The organism is Desulfuromonadales bacterium (assembly GCA_035620395.1).
Lineage (GTDB): Bacteria > Desulfobacterota > Desulfuromonadia > Desulfuromonadales > DASPGW01 > DASPGW01.
In genome coordinates, this window is sequence record DASPGW010000303.1 from 1 (window position 1) to 15,846 (window position 15,846).

Annotated in this window: 16 protein-coding genes; 6 read left to right on the plus strand and 10 right to left on the minus strand. The window is 64.4% G+C overall.

Annotated features, from left to right (window positions below; all coding sequences use genetic code 11):
• The 3 genes from gpmI to VD811_16300 all read left to right on the plus strand — a co-directional run.
• Window positions 1-1,482, plus strand: a 1,482-nt coding sequence (gpmI, locus tag VD811_16290) for a 2,3-bisphosphoglycerate-independent phosphoglycerate mutase (GenBank protein HXV22544.1), incomplete at its 5' end; no start/stop codon positions are given.
• A gap of 23 nt (window positions 1,483-1,505) precedes the next feature.
• Entirely contained in the window at window positions 1,506-2,282 is a 777-nt protein-coding gene (locus VD811_16295; protein HXV22545.1) for a ComF family protein, read from the plus strand.
• Between the two features lie 104 nt (window positions 2,283-2,386).
• Complete coding sequence (locus tag VD811_16300) at window positions 2,387-3,856, plus strand: PAS domain-containing sensor histidine kinase (protein ID HXV22546.1); 1,470 nt, start codon at window positions 2,387-2,389, stop codon at window positions 3,854-3,856.
• 3 nt (window positions 3,857-3,859) lie between these two features.
• On the opposite strand, the gene VD811_16305 is transcribed toward VD811_16300, so the two are convergent.
• Window positions 3,860-4,312: a VOC family protein gene (locus VD811_16305; GenBank protein ID HXV22547.1), complete on the minus strand. Its 453-nt coding sequence runs from the start codon at window positions 4,310-4,312 to the stop codon at window positions 3,860-3,862.
• Window positions 4,313-4,394: 82 nt separating this feature from the next.
• Window positions 4,395-6,035, minus strand: a complete 1,641-nt coding sequence (hcp, locus tag VD811_16310) for a hydroxylamine reductase (protein ID HXV22548.1) — start codon at window positions 6,033-6,035, stop codon at window positions 4,395-4,397.
• Between the two features lie 175 nt (window positions 6,036-6,210).
• Between hcp and VD811_16315 the strand changes: the two genes are divergently transcribed.
• The 3 genes from VD811_16315 (at window position 6,211) to VD811_16325 (ending at window position 9,903) form a co-directional block, all read left to right on the plus strand.
• On the plus strand, window positions 6,211-7,284 hold the full coding sequence (locus VD811_16315; GenBank protein HXV22549.1) for a hypothetical protein: 1,074 nt from the start codon (window positions 6,211-6,213) through the stop codon (window positions 7,282-7,284).
• Window positions 7,285-7,343: 59 nt separating this feature from the next.
• Window positions 7,344-8,021 carry an endonuclease III domain-containing protein gene (locus VD811_16320; protein ID HXV22550.1) on the plus strand — a complete coding sequence of 226 codons (678 nt, stop codon included), beginning with the start codon at window positions 7,344-7,346 and terminating at the stop codon, window positions 8,019-8,021.
• A 253-nt stretch (window positions 8,022-8,274) separates the two neighbouring features.
• Window positions 8,275-9,903 (plus strand): NADP-dependent glyceraldehyde-3-phosphate dehydrogenase, encoded by a 1,629-nt coding sequence (locus VD811_16325; GenBank protein ID HXV22551.1) that lies wholly within the window; start codon window positions 8,275-8,277, stop codon window positions 9,901-9,903.
• Window positions 9,904-10,065: 162 nt separating this feature from the next.
• Here the strand turns inward: VD811_16325 and VD811_16330 are convergent, their stop codons facing one another.
• The 8 genes from VD811_16330 to mbhE all read right to left on the minus strand — a co-directional run.
• Window positions 10,066-10,731, minus strand: a complete 666-nt coding sequence (locus VD811_16330; GenBank protein ID HXV22552.1) for a response regulator transcription factor — start codon at window positions 10,729-10,731, stop codon at window positions 10,066-10,068.
• A gap of 279 nt (window positions 10,732-11,010) precedes the next feature.
• Window positions 11,011-11,370 (minus strand): monovalent cation/H(+) antiporter subunit G, encoded by a 360-nt coding sequence (gene mnhG / locus VD811_16335; GenBank protein ID HXV22553.1) that lies wholly within the window; start codon window positions 11,368-11,370, stop codon window positions 11,011-11,013.
• On the minus strand, window positions 11,367-11,639 hold the full coding sequence (locus tag VD811_16340) for a monovalent cation/H+ antiporter complex subunit F (protein HXV22554.1): 273 nt from the start codon (window positions 11,637-11,639) through the stop codon (window positions 11,367-11,369). Before VD811_16340 ends, mnhG begins: the two co-directional genes overlap by 4 nt.
• Entirely contained in the window at window positions 11,636-12,118 is a 483-nt protein-coding gene (locus VD811_16345) for a Na+/H+ antiporter subunit E (GenBank protein HXV22555.1), read from the minus strand. The genes VD811_16340 and VD811_16345 overlap by 4 nt, the downstream gene beginning before the upstream one ends.
• The gene (locus VD811_16350; protein HXV22556.1) at window positions 12,115-13,629 is read right to left on the minus strand and encodes a Na+/H+ antiporter subunit D; all 1,515 of its coding nucleotides are present in this window, start codon (window positions 13,627-13,629) and stop codon (window positions 12,115-12,117) included. Before VD811_16350 ends, VD811_16345 begins: the two co-directional genes overlap by 4 nt.
• The gene (locus VD811_16355; GenBank protein HXV22557.1) at window positions 13,629-13,973 is read right to left on the minus strand and encodes an NADH-quinone oxidoreductase subunit K; all 345 of its coding nucleotides are present in this window, start codon (window positions 13,971-13,973) and stop codon (window positions 13,629-13,631) included. The genes VD811_16350 and VD811_16355 overlap by 1 nt, the downstream gene beginning before the upstream one ends.
• Window positions 13,973-14,389 (minus strand): Na+/H+ antiporter subunit B, encoded by a 417-nt coding sequence (locus VD811_16360; protein ID HXV22558.1) that lies wholly within the window; start codon window positions 14,387-14,389, stop codon window positions 13,973-13,975. The genes VD811_16355 and VD811_16360 overlap by 1 nt, the downstream gene beginning before the upstream one ends.
• On the minus strand, window positions 14,389-15,846 hold a 1,458-nt coding region (gene mbhE, locus VD811_16365), incomplete at its 5' end, for a hydrogen gas-evolving membrane-bound hydrogenase subunit E (protein HXV22559.1). The genes VD811_16360 and mbhE, both read right to left, overlap by 1 nt.

The following is a 15,846-nucleotide window of genomic DNA, read 5'->3' on the forward strand; positions in this document are numbered from 1 at the left end:
ACACACCAGGACAACGCGGTGCTGCAGGCCAACACCCCCCGGCTCGATGCCCTGTTCAGGGATTACCCTGCCACCCGCCTGGGAGCGTCCGGCCTCGACGTCGGCCTGCCCGAGGGACAGATGGGAAACTCGGAGGTCGGCCACCTGAACATCGGCGCCGGCCGTATCGTCTACCAGGACCTGACCCGCATCAGCAAGAGTGTCGCCGACGGCGATTTTTTTGAAAATCCAGTCTTCAACCGGGCACTTGGTGCGCTGCGGCAGACTGGCGGCCGGCTGCATCTCATGGGCCTGCTCTCCGACGGTGGCGTGCACTCCCACAATACGCATCTCTATGCTTTGGTTGAACTGGCCAGGCGTCGCGGCATCAAGGACGTCTGCATTCACGCCTTTCTCGACGGCCGCGATACCCCACCGAAGAGCGGCGGCGACTATCTGGCCCAGCTCGAGGAGCGCCTTGGCGCCATCGGTGTCGGCCGGGTCGCCACGGTAATGGGCCGCTATTTCGCCATGGACCGGGACAACCGCTGGGAGCGGGTGGAGCGGGCCTGGCGCGCGTTGACGGCGGGCGCCGGCCAGATCGTCGCCTCCAGCGCCGAGGCCATTGCCGGCGCCTACGAAACGGGGCAGACCGATGAATTCGTCGAACCGCGGATCGTTCGTCGCCCGGCAGACCCCGCCGGAACAGTCGAGGACGGCGATGCCGTCATCTTCTTCAACTTTCGCTCCGACCGGGCCCGCGAGATCACCCGCGCCTTCACCGATCCGGACTTCGCCGGCTTTGTCCGGGCGAAGATTCCGAAGCTGGCCACCTACGTCTGTCTGACCGAATACGATGAAACCTTCGGCCTGCCGGTTGCCTTTCCCTCCCAGAGCTACGCGAATATTCTCGGCGAGGTTGTCGCCCGGGCCGGCAAGACCCAACTGCGCATTGCCGAGACGGAGAAATACGCCCACGTCACCTTCTTCTTCAACGGCGGCAGCGAAGTTCCGTTTGCCGGCGAGGACCGGGTCCTGATTCCGTCGCCGCAGGAAGTCGCCACCTATGACCAGAAGCCGGCCATGAGCGCCCGGCTCGTCACCGACGAAGTGGTGGCGCGCGCAGCCTCGGCAGCCTATGATCTGATCGTGCTCAATTACGCCAATCCCGACATGGTCGGCCACACCGGCATCCGCCCGGCGGCGGTCGCCGCCATGGAGACGGTGGACGCCTGTGTCGGGCGGGTGGTGGACGCCGTTCTCGCGGCTGGGGGCTCGCTGCTGATCGCCTCCGACCACGGCAACTGCGAGCAGATGGTCGACGAGACCGGCCAGCCGCATACCGCGCACACCGCCAACCCTGTGCCGTTGCTGCTGGTCGATCCCGACCACCGGACTGCGAAGTTGCGCGAAGGGATTCTTGCCGACATCGCCCCGACCATCCTCGAGCTGATGAAACTGGAAAAACCTGCCGAGATGACGGGGAAAAGCCTGCTGGTTTAAACGTTGGATGGTAGGGGCAATTCATGAATTACCCCTACGGCATTCGGGGAGGGGGAATGTCCATTCACCAGTGGCTGCATGCCGAGTTCTGCGGTCTCCTCGATCTGCTGCTTCCTCCCGCCTGCCCGCTGTGCGGTTCCGAGTCCGGGGGGCACCCCCCATCTTATTTCTGTCCCGACTGCTTCGCCGGCATCCACCCGCTTGGCTCCCCCTGCTGCCCGCGCTGCGCCCTTCCCTATGCAACCGAAGAAGGCAGCAATCACCTCTGCGAATCCTGTCTCCGCGATGCGCCACCCTTCAGCCGAATTGTTGCCCTCGGCATCTATGAGGAGACATTGCGCACGGCTGTGCAGCGGTTCAAGTACGAAGGGGCGATTGTTCTCGATCGGCCCTTGGCGGAGCTTCTGGCGACGGTTCTGGAGAGTGACGGCCCCTTTCGTCCCGACCTGCTGATTCCCGTTCCTCTGCACCACTCGCGCCTGCGTGAGCGAACCTACAATCAGGCGCTGCTGCTGGCCAATGTGCTTGGCCGCCGCTGGCGGCTGCCGGTGCCGTCTCGCCTGTTGGTGCGCAGCCGGCCGACCCCGCAGCAGCAGGGGCTGAAGGCGGAAGTGCGGCGACAGAACATGAAAGGAGCTTTCGCCCTGAACCGGAAATTGAACGGCGAGCGGGTGTTGCTGATCGATGACGTCGTGACCACCGGCGCCACGGTGCGCGAATGCAGCCGGGTACTGCTGGAGAGGGGAGCGGGAGAGGTGGGTGTTGCCGTGCTGGCGCGGGCTCGTCGCCATCATGTCTGAATGGCAGCTTGTCGGCTGCATTCCAGGTGATATTATTAAAAAGATCTACTTTTCAGACTGCACGGGTCTGCCGATTGCTTTCGGAGGCTGGCATTTTGAACAAAATGGGACAGGGGTTTCTCAACATTCTTTCCCTCGAGCAGGTTCTGCGGACGATTCCAAGCGGCCTCTTTCTGGTCGACCGTGATCAGCGAATCGTCTACTGGAATGCCGAAGCCGAGCGGATCACCGGCTACCCGGCGGCCGAGGCAGTCGGCCGACACTGCTCCTTTCTCGCCGGCATCCCCTGCGGCCGCAGTTGCGGCCTCTACAACGCTGCCGTAGTCAAGCCCGTCATCGGCGTCCCCTGCTCGGTTCGCACCCGGGATGCCCGCCGCATCATCCTCACCAAGAATGTCGACTACCTGCGGGACAAGGACGGGCAGATCATCGGCGGCGTCGAGTCGTTCATCGAGATCACCCGCCAGAAACGTCTGGAGAGAGGGCTGCGCCGGCATGCCCTGGAACTGGAGCATGCGGTGCGCCGGCGCACCGCCGAACTGGAAGCCGAGCGCAGCCGCCTGCTGACCGTGCTCGACGCCATGAACGACCTCGCCTACATCACCTCGGCCGATTATCGCGTCGAGTTCATGAACCGGGCCATGGTCGAGGTTTTCGGCGCCCATAACGGCATTCACTGCTACGAAGTTTATGGCCGCCAGACCGCCTGTCCCTGGTGCCCGCTGCCGCAGGTGCTGCTCGCGGAGACAGTGCGGGAAGAGCGCTTCGTCGAGATCAACGGCCGAACCTACGAAATCATGCACACCTCGCTGACCGACGCTGACGGGCAGATTCACAAACTCTCGGTCTTTCGCGACATCACCGAGCGCAAGGAGGCCGAAAAAAAGCTGCGCGCGGCCAATCAGGAACTCGACGCCTTCGTCTACACCGTCTCCCATGACCTGCGTACACCGCTGACGCCGATCATGGGTTTCGCTGAATTTCTCAAGGAAGAATACGGCGGTCGGCTTGATGCACAGGCGATTGATATGCTCGAGGAGATCGAGAAGCAGGGGGAAAAAATGCTGGCGCTGCTGGAGGACCTTCTGGCCCTGGCCCGCGTCGGCCGCATCGAAACCCCGGCGAATGCAGTCGACGTCACCGCCGTGGTGAAGCAGGTTCTCGAAGACCTCAGCGAAACCATCAGCCGGGACGGAATTGCGGTGACGTTGAACAACCTTCCGCCGCTGAAGGCGCCGGAAACGCTGCTCGCGCAACTCTTCTCCAATCTGATCGGCAATGCCCTGCGCTATGCCGGCGGGACGGGGGCCCGGATCGAAATCTGCGGCGAGCCCGGCGATGGGCGGATTCTCTATTACGTCCGCGATCACGGCCCCGGCATCCCACCCGAGGAGCGCTCGCTCATCTTCGATCTCTTCTACCGCGGGTCCACAGCGGGAAAAACGATTGGGACCGGGATCGGTCTGGCGACCGTGCGCAAGATTGTCCGCCTCTTCGACGGGCGGATCCGGGTCGAAGAGACCCCGGGCGGCGGCAGCACCTTCGTAGTCGAGTTCCCTTCGGCTGCCGAATAATAATCAGGGTGGTGCCATCCCCTTTTCCTGCAATTCCCTGAGCGCCTCGGCGGTCTTGACGAGTCCTTCCAGCCCCATCCCCTTGAGAACGTGCTCCGCCTTGGTGAACTGGATGCCGTCATACTGGACGACCTGGACGTGGTTCCCCCAAGGGTCGAGAAAGTCGAGGCCCGGGCCCGGCAGGATTGTGGCGTCGAGCTTTGCCAGCGACCTGCGCACCGCTTCCCGGTCATTGACCACCAGGCCAAAGTGGCGGGCACGGTCGGCCGGCTGGGTCCGCTTCGGCGAGAGGTTGATGAACTGGTCGCCCAGGTCGATGAAGGCCATGCCATCGTGCCAGCCGCGCAGCTTGAGTTCGAACAGCGTTCCGTAAAACTCCAGCGCGGCGTCCACATCATCCACCTCCAGGGCCACGTGGTTGATCCCCACCGCCCGGGCTTTCCTTTTCGTTTCCATGCAAACCTCCTTTGCGTTGCAAATGAGTAGAGCGCAGGGCGAACCCTGCGCTCTACTCCATTGACAGCTGACTTCTCTGGCCTCAGCCCAGGATCTGTTTCATGTCCGCTTCCACCGTGCCGATCGGGGCGAGCTTGAAGTTCTCGACCAGGAAGTTGAGGACGTTGGGGGTGACGAAGGCGGGCAGGCTCGGGCCGATCTTCATGTTCTGGATGCCGAGGGAGAGCAGGGAGAGGAGCACCACCACCGCCTTCTGCTCATACCAGGACAGGATGATGGAGAGCGGCAGGTCGTTCACCCCGCACTTGAAGGCGTCGGCCAGGGCCAGGGCGATCTGCACCGCCGAGTAGGCGTCGTTGCACTGGCCGACATCGAGCAGGCGGGGAATGCCGCCGATATCTCCCAGGTCGAGCTTGTTGAAGCGGTACTTGCCGCAGGCCAGGGTCAGGATGACCGTGTCCTTCGGCAACTCCTCGGCGAACCGGGTGTAGTAGTTGCGCCCGGTCTTGGCGCCGTCGCAGCCGCCGATGACAAAGAAGCGGCGGATCTGGCCGGCCTTGACGGCGGCGATGACCTTGTCCGCCAGCCCCAGCACCGCGTGGTGCCCGCAGCCGGTGAGGATGTCCTTACCCGGCTTCTCGGGGAGATCGCCGGCAGCCTGGGCCGCCTTGATGACCTCGGAGAAATCCCAGCCCTCGATGTGCTTCACCCCCGGCCACTGCACCCGGCCCCAGGTGAAGAGACGCTCTTTGTAATTGTCGGCGGGGCGCTGGATGCAGTTGGTATTGAAGATGATGGCGCCGGGGAACTCCTGGAACTCCTTGAACTGGTCCTGCCAGGCGCCGCCGAAATTGCCGGCGAGGTGTTTGTACTTCTTCAGCCCCGGATAGCCGTGCGCAGGCAGCATCTCGACGTGGGTATAGATGTTGATCCCCTTCCCTTCCGTCTGCTTGAGCAGTTCCTCGAGCATCTTCAGGTCATGTCCCGAGACGAGGATACCCTTGCCGGCGCGGGTGCCGATATTGACAGGTGTGGGCACCGGCGGCTGGAAGCGCTGGGTATGCGCCTCGTTGAGCAGCCCGGTGCACTGGATGTTCATCTTGCCGCATTCCATGGCAAGATTGACGAAATCCATCAGTCCCTTGCTCCGGTCAAGGGTGGCCGCCATCGCCTTGTGGAGGAAGCCGTAGATCGCATCGTCGTCCCGGCCGAGGATGTGGGCATGGTCGGCGTAGGCGCTCATCCCCTTGCAGCCGTAGATGAGGATCTGCTGCACCGAGTGGACGTCGGGGTCGATGGAGGGATCCTTGACCGGATGCCTGCGTCCCTCGGCTTCTGCCTGCGCGGCTGTAGCCGGCGGGCTCCAGGGCCGGGCGGCTTCCGGCACCTCGCCCGCATAGGGGCCGCCGGCAGCCTTCTCGAAGAGTTGCTGCGCCTTGTCGCGCATGGCGCTGACCTGGCGGGCCACCCTGGTCAGGTTCTCCGGGTCGAAGTCGACGTTGGTGACGGTCGAGAACAGGGCCTCGATCATGAAGACATCGATATTGCGGTCGATGGCGCCTTTCTGCCGGGCCTGATCGGCCCAGAAGGCCATGCCCTTGAGGCCCCAAACGATCATATCCTGGATGGCGGCAACCTCCGGCGTCTTGCCGCAGACGCCCATCTTGGTGCAGCCGGTACCGCTGGCGGCTTGCTCACACTGGTAACAGAACATCTCTTCCATGGCTCATCTCCTTTGCAGTGTTGCTGTGATGACGGCTGAAAATCAGGGTTGCACGGGGTGGGTTTCGAGACCCTTCTAGTTTTAGCAGAGCCTTCGGAAAATTCCAGTGTGAGGGTGCAAAGAATCGTCCTGGCAGTGCTTGAGCGGCTCCGGCAATCCGTGCTATCAATGACCCATGAAAATCCGTTACTACATCAGCGGCCACGGCCTCGGCCATGCCAGCCGTTCCGGCCAGATCATCAACGCCTTGCGCCGGCGCCATCCCGCCATAGCCGTGGAGGTCGTCTCCAGCGCCCATCCCTGGTTCTTCGCCGGGTTTCTCGATCCCGCCGTGCCGGTGCGCCGGCTGTCGCTCGATCTCGGCGTGCTGCAGCGCGACAGCCTGGTGATGGAAGAGGCAGCAACCCTGCAGGCCTGCCGGGACTTTCTACCGTTGCGGCAGCAACTGGTGGCGGCGGAGGCCGCCTCCCTGCGGACGGCCGGCGTGTCGCTGGTGGCGGCCGACATTCCGGCCCCGGCCTTCGCCGCCGCGGCGGCGGCCGGGGTGCCGTCGGTGGCGATCAGCAACTTTTCCTGGGACTGGATCTATGCGGGACTGGCGGAAAGGCATCCCGGCTATGAGGACGTGGTGGCGGCGGTCGGCAGCGATTACACACAGGCGGACCTGCTGCTTCGCCTCCCCTTCTACGGAGACTTTCCCGCTTTCCGCCAAATCGAGGACCTGCCCATGGTTGCCCGGCGGGCCCGAAGGCCGGCTGCCGAGGTCCGCCGCGCCCTCGGCATCGCCGACGGAACGCGGGTCGGCCTGATCTCCTTCGGCGGCTTCGGCCTGCAGGACTTCGATTCCGCACCGCTGGCGCACCTGCACGACTGGGTCTTTCTGACCGAGGCCGGCCTCGGCGCTGCAGCTGACAACGTCAGGGTGATCGCCGCCGACCATTATTATCCCGACCTGGTGGCGGCGGCCGACGTCGTCATCACCAAACCGGGCTACGGCATCGTCTCCGAGGCGATCGCGGGGGGCACGGCCGTCCTCTACACGGCACGCGGCGACTTCCGCGAACAAGCGCTGCTGGTGGCGGCCCTGCACCGCTACACCCGGGCCCGGGAGATCGGCAACGAGGAACTGCGTCGCGGCCAGTGGGGCGAGGCGCTGGAGGCGCTGGTCGCCCAGCCGCAGCCGGTGGAGAGACTGTCCGCGGACGGCGACATCGTCGCCGCCGACCGGCTGGCGGAACTGGTTCTGTAGGGGCAGGCCTCGTGCCCGCCCGATTGAGAATAAGGGCACTAGGGGTGCCCCTACATGGCATGCAAAATATGAATAACCGCCTGATAGACATCTTCGACCGCCTCGCCGATCACTTCGGGCCGCTGCACTGGTGGCCGGCGCAGACCCCCTTCGAGGTGGTGGTGGGGGCGGTCCTCACCCAGAACACTGCCTGGCGCAATGTCGAGTACGCTATCGCCAACCTGCAGGCGGCGGGCTTGCTCACCCCTGCAGCGCTGCGCACCATCGAGCGCGGCGAGCTCGAAAGCCTCATCCGCCCGGCCGGCTTTTTCCGGCAGAAGGCCGAGCGGCTGCAGCTCTTCGTCGAGCATCTCTTTGCCTGGCACGGCGGCGAGCTGTCGGTGATGCTTGCCGGGCCTCTGGATGCGGTGCGCGCCGAGCTGCTCAGCCTCAGGGGGGTGGGGCCGGAGACCGCCGACTCCATCCTCCTCTACGCCGGCAACCGCCCCTCCTTCGTCGTCGACGCCTACACCCGCCGTCTCTTCACCCGCCTCGGCCTGCTGAGCGGAAACGAGGCGTACGAGGCGGTCCGGGCCCTCTTCATGAACAACCTGCCACACGCGACCGACCTCTTCAACGAGTACCACGCCCTCATCGTCGAGGAGTGCAAGACCTTCTGCCGCAAGCGCGCCCCCCTCTGCGCTCCCTGCCCCCTGCTCGCCTGCTGCCCGTACGGCCAGGCCGCCGTCGCCGCCTGAGCCGTTGCATCTGCCGCCAAATCGGTCAAACTGGAAGCGTTCCATCAAGAAAGACAGTTGCTCACGCGAAGACGCGAAGAACGCAAAGTTAAATCGATTTTTTATCAATAACCACGCCTCACCCGATTAGTAGCGGGCTGTCTGTTTCTATGTCTTTGAATTTCTTCGCGTTCTTCGCGGCTTCGCGTGAGGATGCTTTCCCAGGTCCTTTCGCTTTCCCGATGCAAGCCCCGACCGACGAAAGGAGCACGCCATGCCGCTTAGTGCCGAGACGCCGCCCGTCCGCTTTCCCGCCGCCACGGAGATCCCCCCGGCCCACCGGCTGCCGCCGGATCTGCTGCAGACCGAATACCTGGTCGATGGCGAACTGCGCCACTGGGACGGCCCCTATAGCCAAGCGTTCTCGCCGGTCATGCTGCAGGCCGGCGGGGAGCTGGCGCCACACCTTCTCGGCCGCTTCCCGCTGCTCGACGTCGAGGCGGCCCGGACGGCCCTCGACGCGGCAAGGCGGGCCTACGGCCAGGGGCGCGGCCGCTGGCCGACGCTGAGCGTGGCCGAGCGCATCGCCCACGTTGCCGATTTCCTCGGGCGCTTTCGCGCCTGCCGCGAGGAGGTCGTCCGGCTGCTGATGTGGGAGGTCGGCAAGAGCCTGGCCGATGCGCAGAAGGAGTTCGACCGCACCGCCGCCTACATCGCCGACACCGTTGAGGCGCTCAAGGATCTCGACCGCGACTCCTCCCGCCTGGTCATCCGCGAAGGAGTGATCGGCCAGATCCGGCGCGGCCCTCTCGGGGTGGTCCTCTGCATGGGACCCTTCAACTACCCGCTCAACGAGACCTTCACCACCCTCATCCCGGCGCTGATCATGGGCAACACCGTCGTCTTCAAGCCGCCGCGCCTCGGCGTCCTGCTCTACCGGCCGCTGCTGACGGCTTTTCGCGACGCCTTCCCGCCGGGAGTGGTGAACACGGTCTACGGCGAGGGGAAGACGGTGGTCGGGCCGCTGATGGCCACCGGCGACATCGACGTGCTTGCCTTCATCGGCTCGAGCCGGGCCGCCGATGCGCTGAAAAAGGCGCATCCCGCGCCGCACCGGCTGCGCGGCGTGCTCGGGATGGGGGCGAAGAACCCGGCCATCGTCCTCGCCGACGCCGACCTCGAACTGACGGTGCGCGAGTGCATCCTCGGCAGCCTCTCCTTCAACGGCCAGCGCTGCACGGCGCTCAAGAGCATCTTCGTGCAGCGGCCGCTGCTGCCGGCCTTCCTTGAAGCGTTCGGCCGCGCCGTCGCCCTCCTCCCCGCCGGCATGCCCTGGGAGGAGGGCGTCTTCATCACGCCGCTGCCGGAGCCGGGCAAGCCCGCTTATCTGGCCGAGCTGGTGGCGGACGCCGAGGGGTTTGGGGCAAGGGTGGTCAACCCCGGCGGCGGCCGGGTCTGCGGCAGCTTCTTCGCCCCGGCCGTGGTCTCGCCGGTCGATGCGCGGATGCGGCTCTATCACGAGGAGCAGTTCGGTCCGGTGGTCCCCATTATCCCCTTCGACGACATCGAGGAACCGATCCGCCATGTCGTCGATTCATCCTTCGGCCAGCAGCTCAGTCTCTTCGGCAGCAATCCGGAGACCCTGGCGCCGCTCATCGACCCGCTGGTCAACCAGGTCTGCCGGCTCAACCTCAACAGTCAGTGCCAGCGGGGCCCCGACACCTTTCCCTTCACCGGCCGCAAGGGGTCGGCCGAGGGGACCCTGTCGGTCAGCGATGCCCTGCGTGCCTTCTCCATCCGCACCCTGGTGGCGGCCAAGGAGGGGGAACTCAACCGGGAGCTGATCCGGCGCATCACCGGCGAGCGGCGCTCCCGGTTCCTGTCGACCGACTTTCTCCTTTAAATTAGATCCACACGGGCCTGCGACCCTCCCGAAGATGATGAAAAGCAAGCGGCGTTCACCCCACGGGCGCTGACAGAATCCCGGGAAGCAGAGGTAGCATAGGTTTGAAGCTCTGCGGTTAAGCTTGTAAGTTTGCTCACTTATGAAAAACGGGGAGAACAATCAGTTTTTCCAGAAACCGGGATCGATGAACCCCTGACGAATCGCGTATTTCATCATTTCCACCGCGCTGTTGATGCCCAGCTTCCTGCAGACACTGGCCCGGTGCTTCTCCAGAGTCTTCTGGCTGACGCAGAGGACCTTGCTGATTTGCGGTGAGGTGTTCCCTTCGAGAAGGAGGAAGAATACCTGTTTTTCGCGGTCGGAAAGGGTGTGGAATCCTCTGTCGGTCCCTTTGCTGCGAACTTGGGGGCAGTTCTTGGCGGCCGCGGCAGTCGCCTTGTTCCCGAAGTAAAAGCGGCCGTCGGAAGCAGCCCGGATCGCCTCCAGCAGCTTGGAACTCGAAGCCCCCTTCAGCACGTAGCCATGGGCGCCGTCCTGGAGCACCTGGTGGGCGTAAGCCTCCTTATCGTACATGGAGAGAACGATGATGTGGCTTTCGGGGACTGCCTCCCGAATCAGCCGAACCGTCTCCAGGCCGCTCAGGCGCGGCATGGCAATGTCGAGCAGCACGACCTCCGGCTTGAGCTTGCTCGCCAGTTCCAACGCCTCCACCCCGTCGCCGGCCTCCCCGACCACAACGATATCGCCCTGAGCCTCCAGCATCAGCCGCAGCCCCTCCCGCACCAATATATGATCATCTGCGATCAGCACCCGAATCCGGTTCATCTTCCCCCACGATCGGCAATCGCTCAATTTCCCGTAACTTGAGGCATAATTACCGTTTTTAAATTGAATTTCGTTTTCTCTTGATTGTCATGTTAGCGCAGGGGATGCAGGAATCCATGGGGAGAAACCGCATTCAGGGGTAGGGAATTGCTTCTTTAGCGTCTGGAGCCAGCCGTAGTTGGGTGGATTTAACTGCCCGGATCGCCCATGCTGAAGCGGATGATGCAATTCGTTGTCGTAACCTGGATTTTAGGCCCGAGCGCAATGGGGAAATCTCCGCTACTTTTTTTTCAGCTTTGCCGGGGCCTCGCTGGAACCATATTTCCCGCGCATCTCATCGGTAATCGTTCCTTCCCAGAGGGGCGCCCCGTCGAGGTAGGCCACCCGGCCGATGCGGTGAGAGGCGACCGGCGTGGTCAGGACGATGAAGCCGATGGTCGCCAGGGCGCGGCCGCTCACATCCATTTCGCCGAAATATACGGCCAGGGCGAGCAGCAGCAGGCCGATGCCGAGGGTAGAGGCCTTGGCATTGCAGGACATGCGCAAGAAAATGTCGGGCATGCGCACCATACCGAGCGCCGCCACCAGGATGAAGGTGGCACCTAACACCAGGAGGACGGCAACGATGATCTCGCTCATATCCCCCCCCGCCGCTCGATGTAATCGGAAAAGGCGATGACGCTGACAAAGGCGATCACCGCCCAGATGCTGGCCGCGTCGAGCAGCACCGCCTGCTCCGTAACAATGGCGGTAACCACGATGATCCCTGCCGAGGCAGCGGCGATGAGATCAAAGGCGACAATCCGGTCAGCCGGGGTCGGACCGCGCAGCAGACGGATGAAAGCCAGGACCAGCGCCCCGCTCAGCATGGGGAAAACCACGAAGTAAACCGTCGCTTGCAGGATCATCGCAACACCTCCCGGACCCGCCGCTCAAGGCTGTCCTTGATGTACTTCTTGAACGCTGCCACGTCGTGGACGTATACAGCGTGGATATAGAGCACTTTCCGGTCGCTCGAAACGTCCAGGCTCAGGGTCCCGGGCGTCAGGGTGATCAGGTTGGCGAGGGTAGTGATTTCAAGGTCCGTCTTGACGTCCAGGGGGATCGCCAGGATGGCCGGGCGCATCCGGTGCCTGGGGGTCAGAATGTCCCAGGTGATCCGCAGACTCGCCCAGATCAACTCCCAGAGAAAGAAAAGGGTGAAGGCGAGCCAGCGGCGTCCCTTGCGAACATAATGGATCAGGGGCACCCCCTCCCCTGCCGGATGGGCCACCCAGAGCGCCAGGGAGCTGAGCAGCAGGCTGAGGATGAAGTTCCCCCCTGAAAAGTCACCGGTCAGCGCCATCCAGACCAGTGGCAGGAAAATGATTCCCCAGAATCGGTTCATCCCTTCTCTCCGAGAACGGCGTGGATATAGATACGTGGGTCGAGCAGTTGCTGGGCGGCCTGCAGGGAGAGCTCGAAGACCGGTTGGACCAGCAGGCCGATGGCAACCGTGAACAAGGCCAGGGCGGTCATCGGCAGGTAGAGCGGAAACCGGGTCCCTAGGGGGAGCCGGGCTTCTTCCGTCGCCGCATTGTCTCCGGCCGCCTCCGGCGGGCCGCCCCAGAAGGCCTTCCCCCAGATCTTGGTCATGGAGAAAAGGGTGAGCAGACTGACCCCCAGGGCGGTGGCGACGATGGGATAGCTTCCGGCTTCCAGGCCGGCCCGGACCAGAAGCAGCTTGGCCCAGAAGCCCGACAGAGGGGGAAGGCCGGCCAGGGAGAGGGCCGGCACCAGAAAGAGCAGTGCCAGGGTGGGGGAACGCAGGTAGAGACCGCCGAGACGGTTCAGTTCGAGGGTCCCTCGCAGTTGCAGGACCACTCCGCTGGCCAGGAAGAGGTTGGTTTTGACGATGATGTGATGAATGATGTAGAAGATCGAGCCGGCCAGGGCGAGGGGGGTGAAGAGCGCCAGCCCCATGACCATGTAGCCGACCTGGCTGATGATGTGAAAGGAGAGAATGCGCCGGAATTCGTTCTGGGCGACTGCCCCGAGCACTCCGGTCACCATGGTCAGGCCGGAAATGACCAGGATCAAGCCATGGGTGTAGCCGACGTCCTGAACAAACAGCAAGGTGAAAACCCGGATCAGGGAATAAACCCCCACCTTGGTCAGCAGGCCGGCGAAAATGGCGGAAACCGCCACGGGCGGGGTATGGTAGGACGCCGGCAACCAGAAGAAGAAGGGAAAAAGGGCCGCCTTGATGCCGAAGGCCGCCAGAAAGAGCATGGCCAGGGTAGAGACGAGCCCCGGCCGGCCAACCTCACCGAGCATCCGGGCCGCGTCGGCCATGTTCAGCGTCCCGACCATGCCATAGAGGAGACCGAGCGCCGAGAGAAAGAAGGTCGAGCCCACCAGGTTGAGGGTAACGTACTTGATCGCCCCTTCCAGTTGCCCGCGTTCTCCTCCCAGGGCGAGCAGGACGAAAGAAGCCATCAGCATCACCTCGAACCAGACGTAGAGATTGAACAGATCGCCGGTCAAAAAACAGCCACACACGCCCATCAACAGGACATGGAGGAAGGGGTAGTAACCGAAGGCTTGGCGGCGGATATCGATGGTGGCCAGCGAGTAGACTACCACCGCCAGACCAATCACGGCGGCCAGTACGGTCATGATGGCGCTGAAGAGGTCGGCGACCAGAGTGATGCCGAAGGGAGCGGGCCAGTTGCCCAGTTGGAGGACGAGCATCCCTTCGCGCCGCACGGCCGCCAGCAGGGCCAGGGCGTTGCCCAGCAGGGCCGCCGCACCGACGGTGGCGAGGGCCCGCTGGACGGCGCCGAAGCGCCAGAACAGCATGCAGACGGCCGCCGTCGTTACCGGAAGGACGATGGGGAGAACCAGAAGCAGCTGCATCAATCGGTTGACCTCATATCGTCGAGATTATCCACGCCAAGGGTCTCGGCGGCGCGCCGCAGGAGCACGAGGATGAAGGCCAGGACACCGAAAGAGATGACGATGGCAGTCAGGATGAGTGCCTGGGGCACGGGGTCGGCGAAAGGGACCGCCGGACGGACAGCCCCTGTCTCGACGAGTGGAGCGCGCCCCGGGGTCAGCCCGGCGGCGACGAAGATCAGCAGGTTCACGGCATTGGCCAGCAACCCCAGGCCGATGGCCAGCTTAACCGGACTCGGTCGCAGCAGCATGAAAATGCCGGCGGCATAGAGGCCGCCGATGACGATCGCCATCAACAATTCCATTATTCCCGCTCCGCCATGGTCAGGATCATGGCCAGGGTCGCCCCCAGCACCACCAGGTAGATACCCGCGTCGAAGAGGAGCGGCGTCCCCAGTTTGAACGCCCCCACTCTCCCCAGGTCCAGGGTACCCCACCGCCCGGTCAGGAACGGATCGCCGGCCAGCAGCGACAGGGAACCGCTCCCCAGCGCCAGCAGCAGCCCGCCGCCGATCAGGCTGCGCGGATCGACCCGCAGCAGCAGACGGGCCTCCCGGGCGTCGAAGGCGAAGGCATAGAGGCTGAAGGCGGCGGCGGCGACCAGGCCGCCGACAAAACCGCCACCGGGAAGATGGTGCCCGCGCAGCAGCAGAAAGGCCGAAAAGAGGAGCATCATCGGCATCAGAAACCGGGTCGCGGTCCTGAGGATGAGCGATTTCATCACTGGCCCCCTTTCCTGGCGCCGAGTTTCAATAGAGCGAAAACGCCGGCGCCCGCCAGCGCCAGAACGGTGATCTCCCCGAGGGTATCCATGCCGCGAAAATCGACGAGAATGACGTTGACGATGTTGCGGCCGTGAGCGGCCGGCAGACTCTGCTCGGCGAAATAATCGGCAAGGCGGGAGCCCCGGTGCTCGGTCATGGCTAACAGCGCCAGCACGGTCATCAGGCCGCCGGCAGCCAGGGCTACCACGGCATCGAGGCGGGTGCTCCAGCCGTGGGAAATCCGGTTGAACAGGGGCAGCCGGTGGATCACCAGGACAAACAGCACCACCGTCATCGTCTCGATGGTGAGCTGGGTCATGGCCAGGTCCGGGGCGCCGAACTGGACGAAGATCAGCGCCACCCCGTAGCCGACCGCCCCCATGGCGACGATGGCCACGAGGCGGGAGCCGACCCGCACCGTCACCCAGGCGGCGGCCAGGATCAGCGCCATGATCGCCAGGTAGTGGGGACGAAGCGGGATGAAGCCAGGCTCGAGGTGGATGCCTACACGGGTGACCAGGGTGAAGGCGACCAGCGCCACGGTGGTCGCCACAATGACCAGCAGGTAGATGCGCAGCCGGCCATTCTGCAGCACGCGGGTCTGCCCCCGCGCCAGGACGTCCAGCCCGGCCAGTGTCCCTTCGTACCACCGGGCCGGCCCCCAGGCGGCCACCCCGGCCCGGCGTTGGGCAAGCCGGCGCCAGGGGTCGTGACGCCAGGCGAGGACGCCGCCGCCGGCCAGGGTCAGGAGGCTGAGCAGGAGAACCCAACTGAAACCGTGCCACAGGTGCAGCTCGAAGTGCACCGGCGTCCCGAGGACCGCTGCCGCCGCCGGGACCAGCAGCGGCAGATCGACCATGCCCGGAAAGATCGCCAGGAGCAGTCCCAAGCCGGCCAGCAGAACCGGGCCGAGCCAGAGACCTGGCGAAACCTCATGCGGCTCCCCCAGGGTATCGGCAGGGCGGCCGAAAAAGGGGCGCCAGGCAACCACGGTGGCCGCCGCCACGATCAGCAGGCTGGTCAGGATCGCCGCCGCGCTGCTCAGCAGGGCCGCCCGGGGTGCCGTCAGCACCACCTCGTAGAAGTGTTCCTTGGCGATGAACCCGAGCAAGGGAGGGGCGCCGGCCATCGATATGCCGGCCGCCATGGCGGCCGCGCCGAGCAGCGGCAGCCGGGAGAAGAGACCGCCGAGCACCGTCACGTCCCGGCTGCCGGTGGCATGATCCAGCGCGCCGGCAACCAGAAAGAGCGACCCCTTGTAGAGGGCATGCGCCAGCAGGTAGACCAGGGCGGCCTCGATGGCAAAGGGGAGGTCCAGGCCGATCAGAAAGACCAATGTCCCCAGCGAGCTGACGGTGGTATAGGCGAGAATGCGCTTGAGGTCGGTTTGCAGAACCGCCAGCCAGGCCCCCAG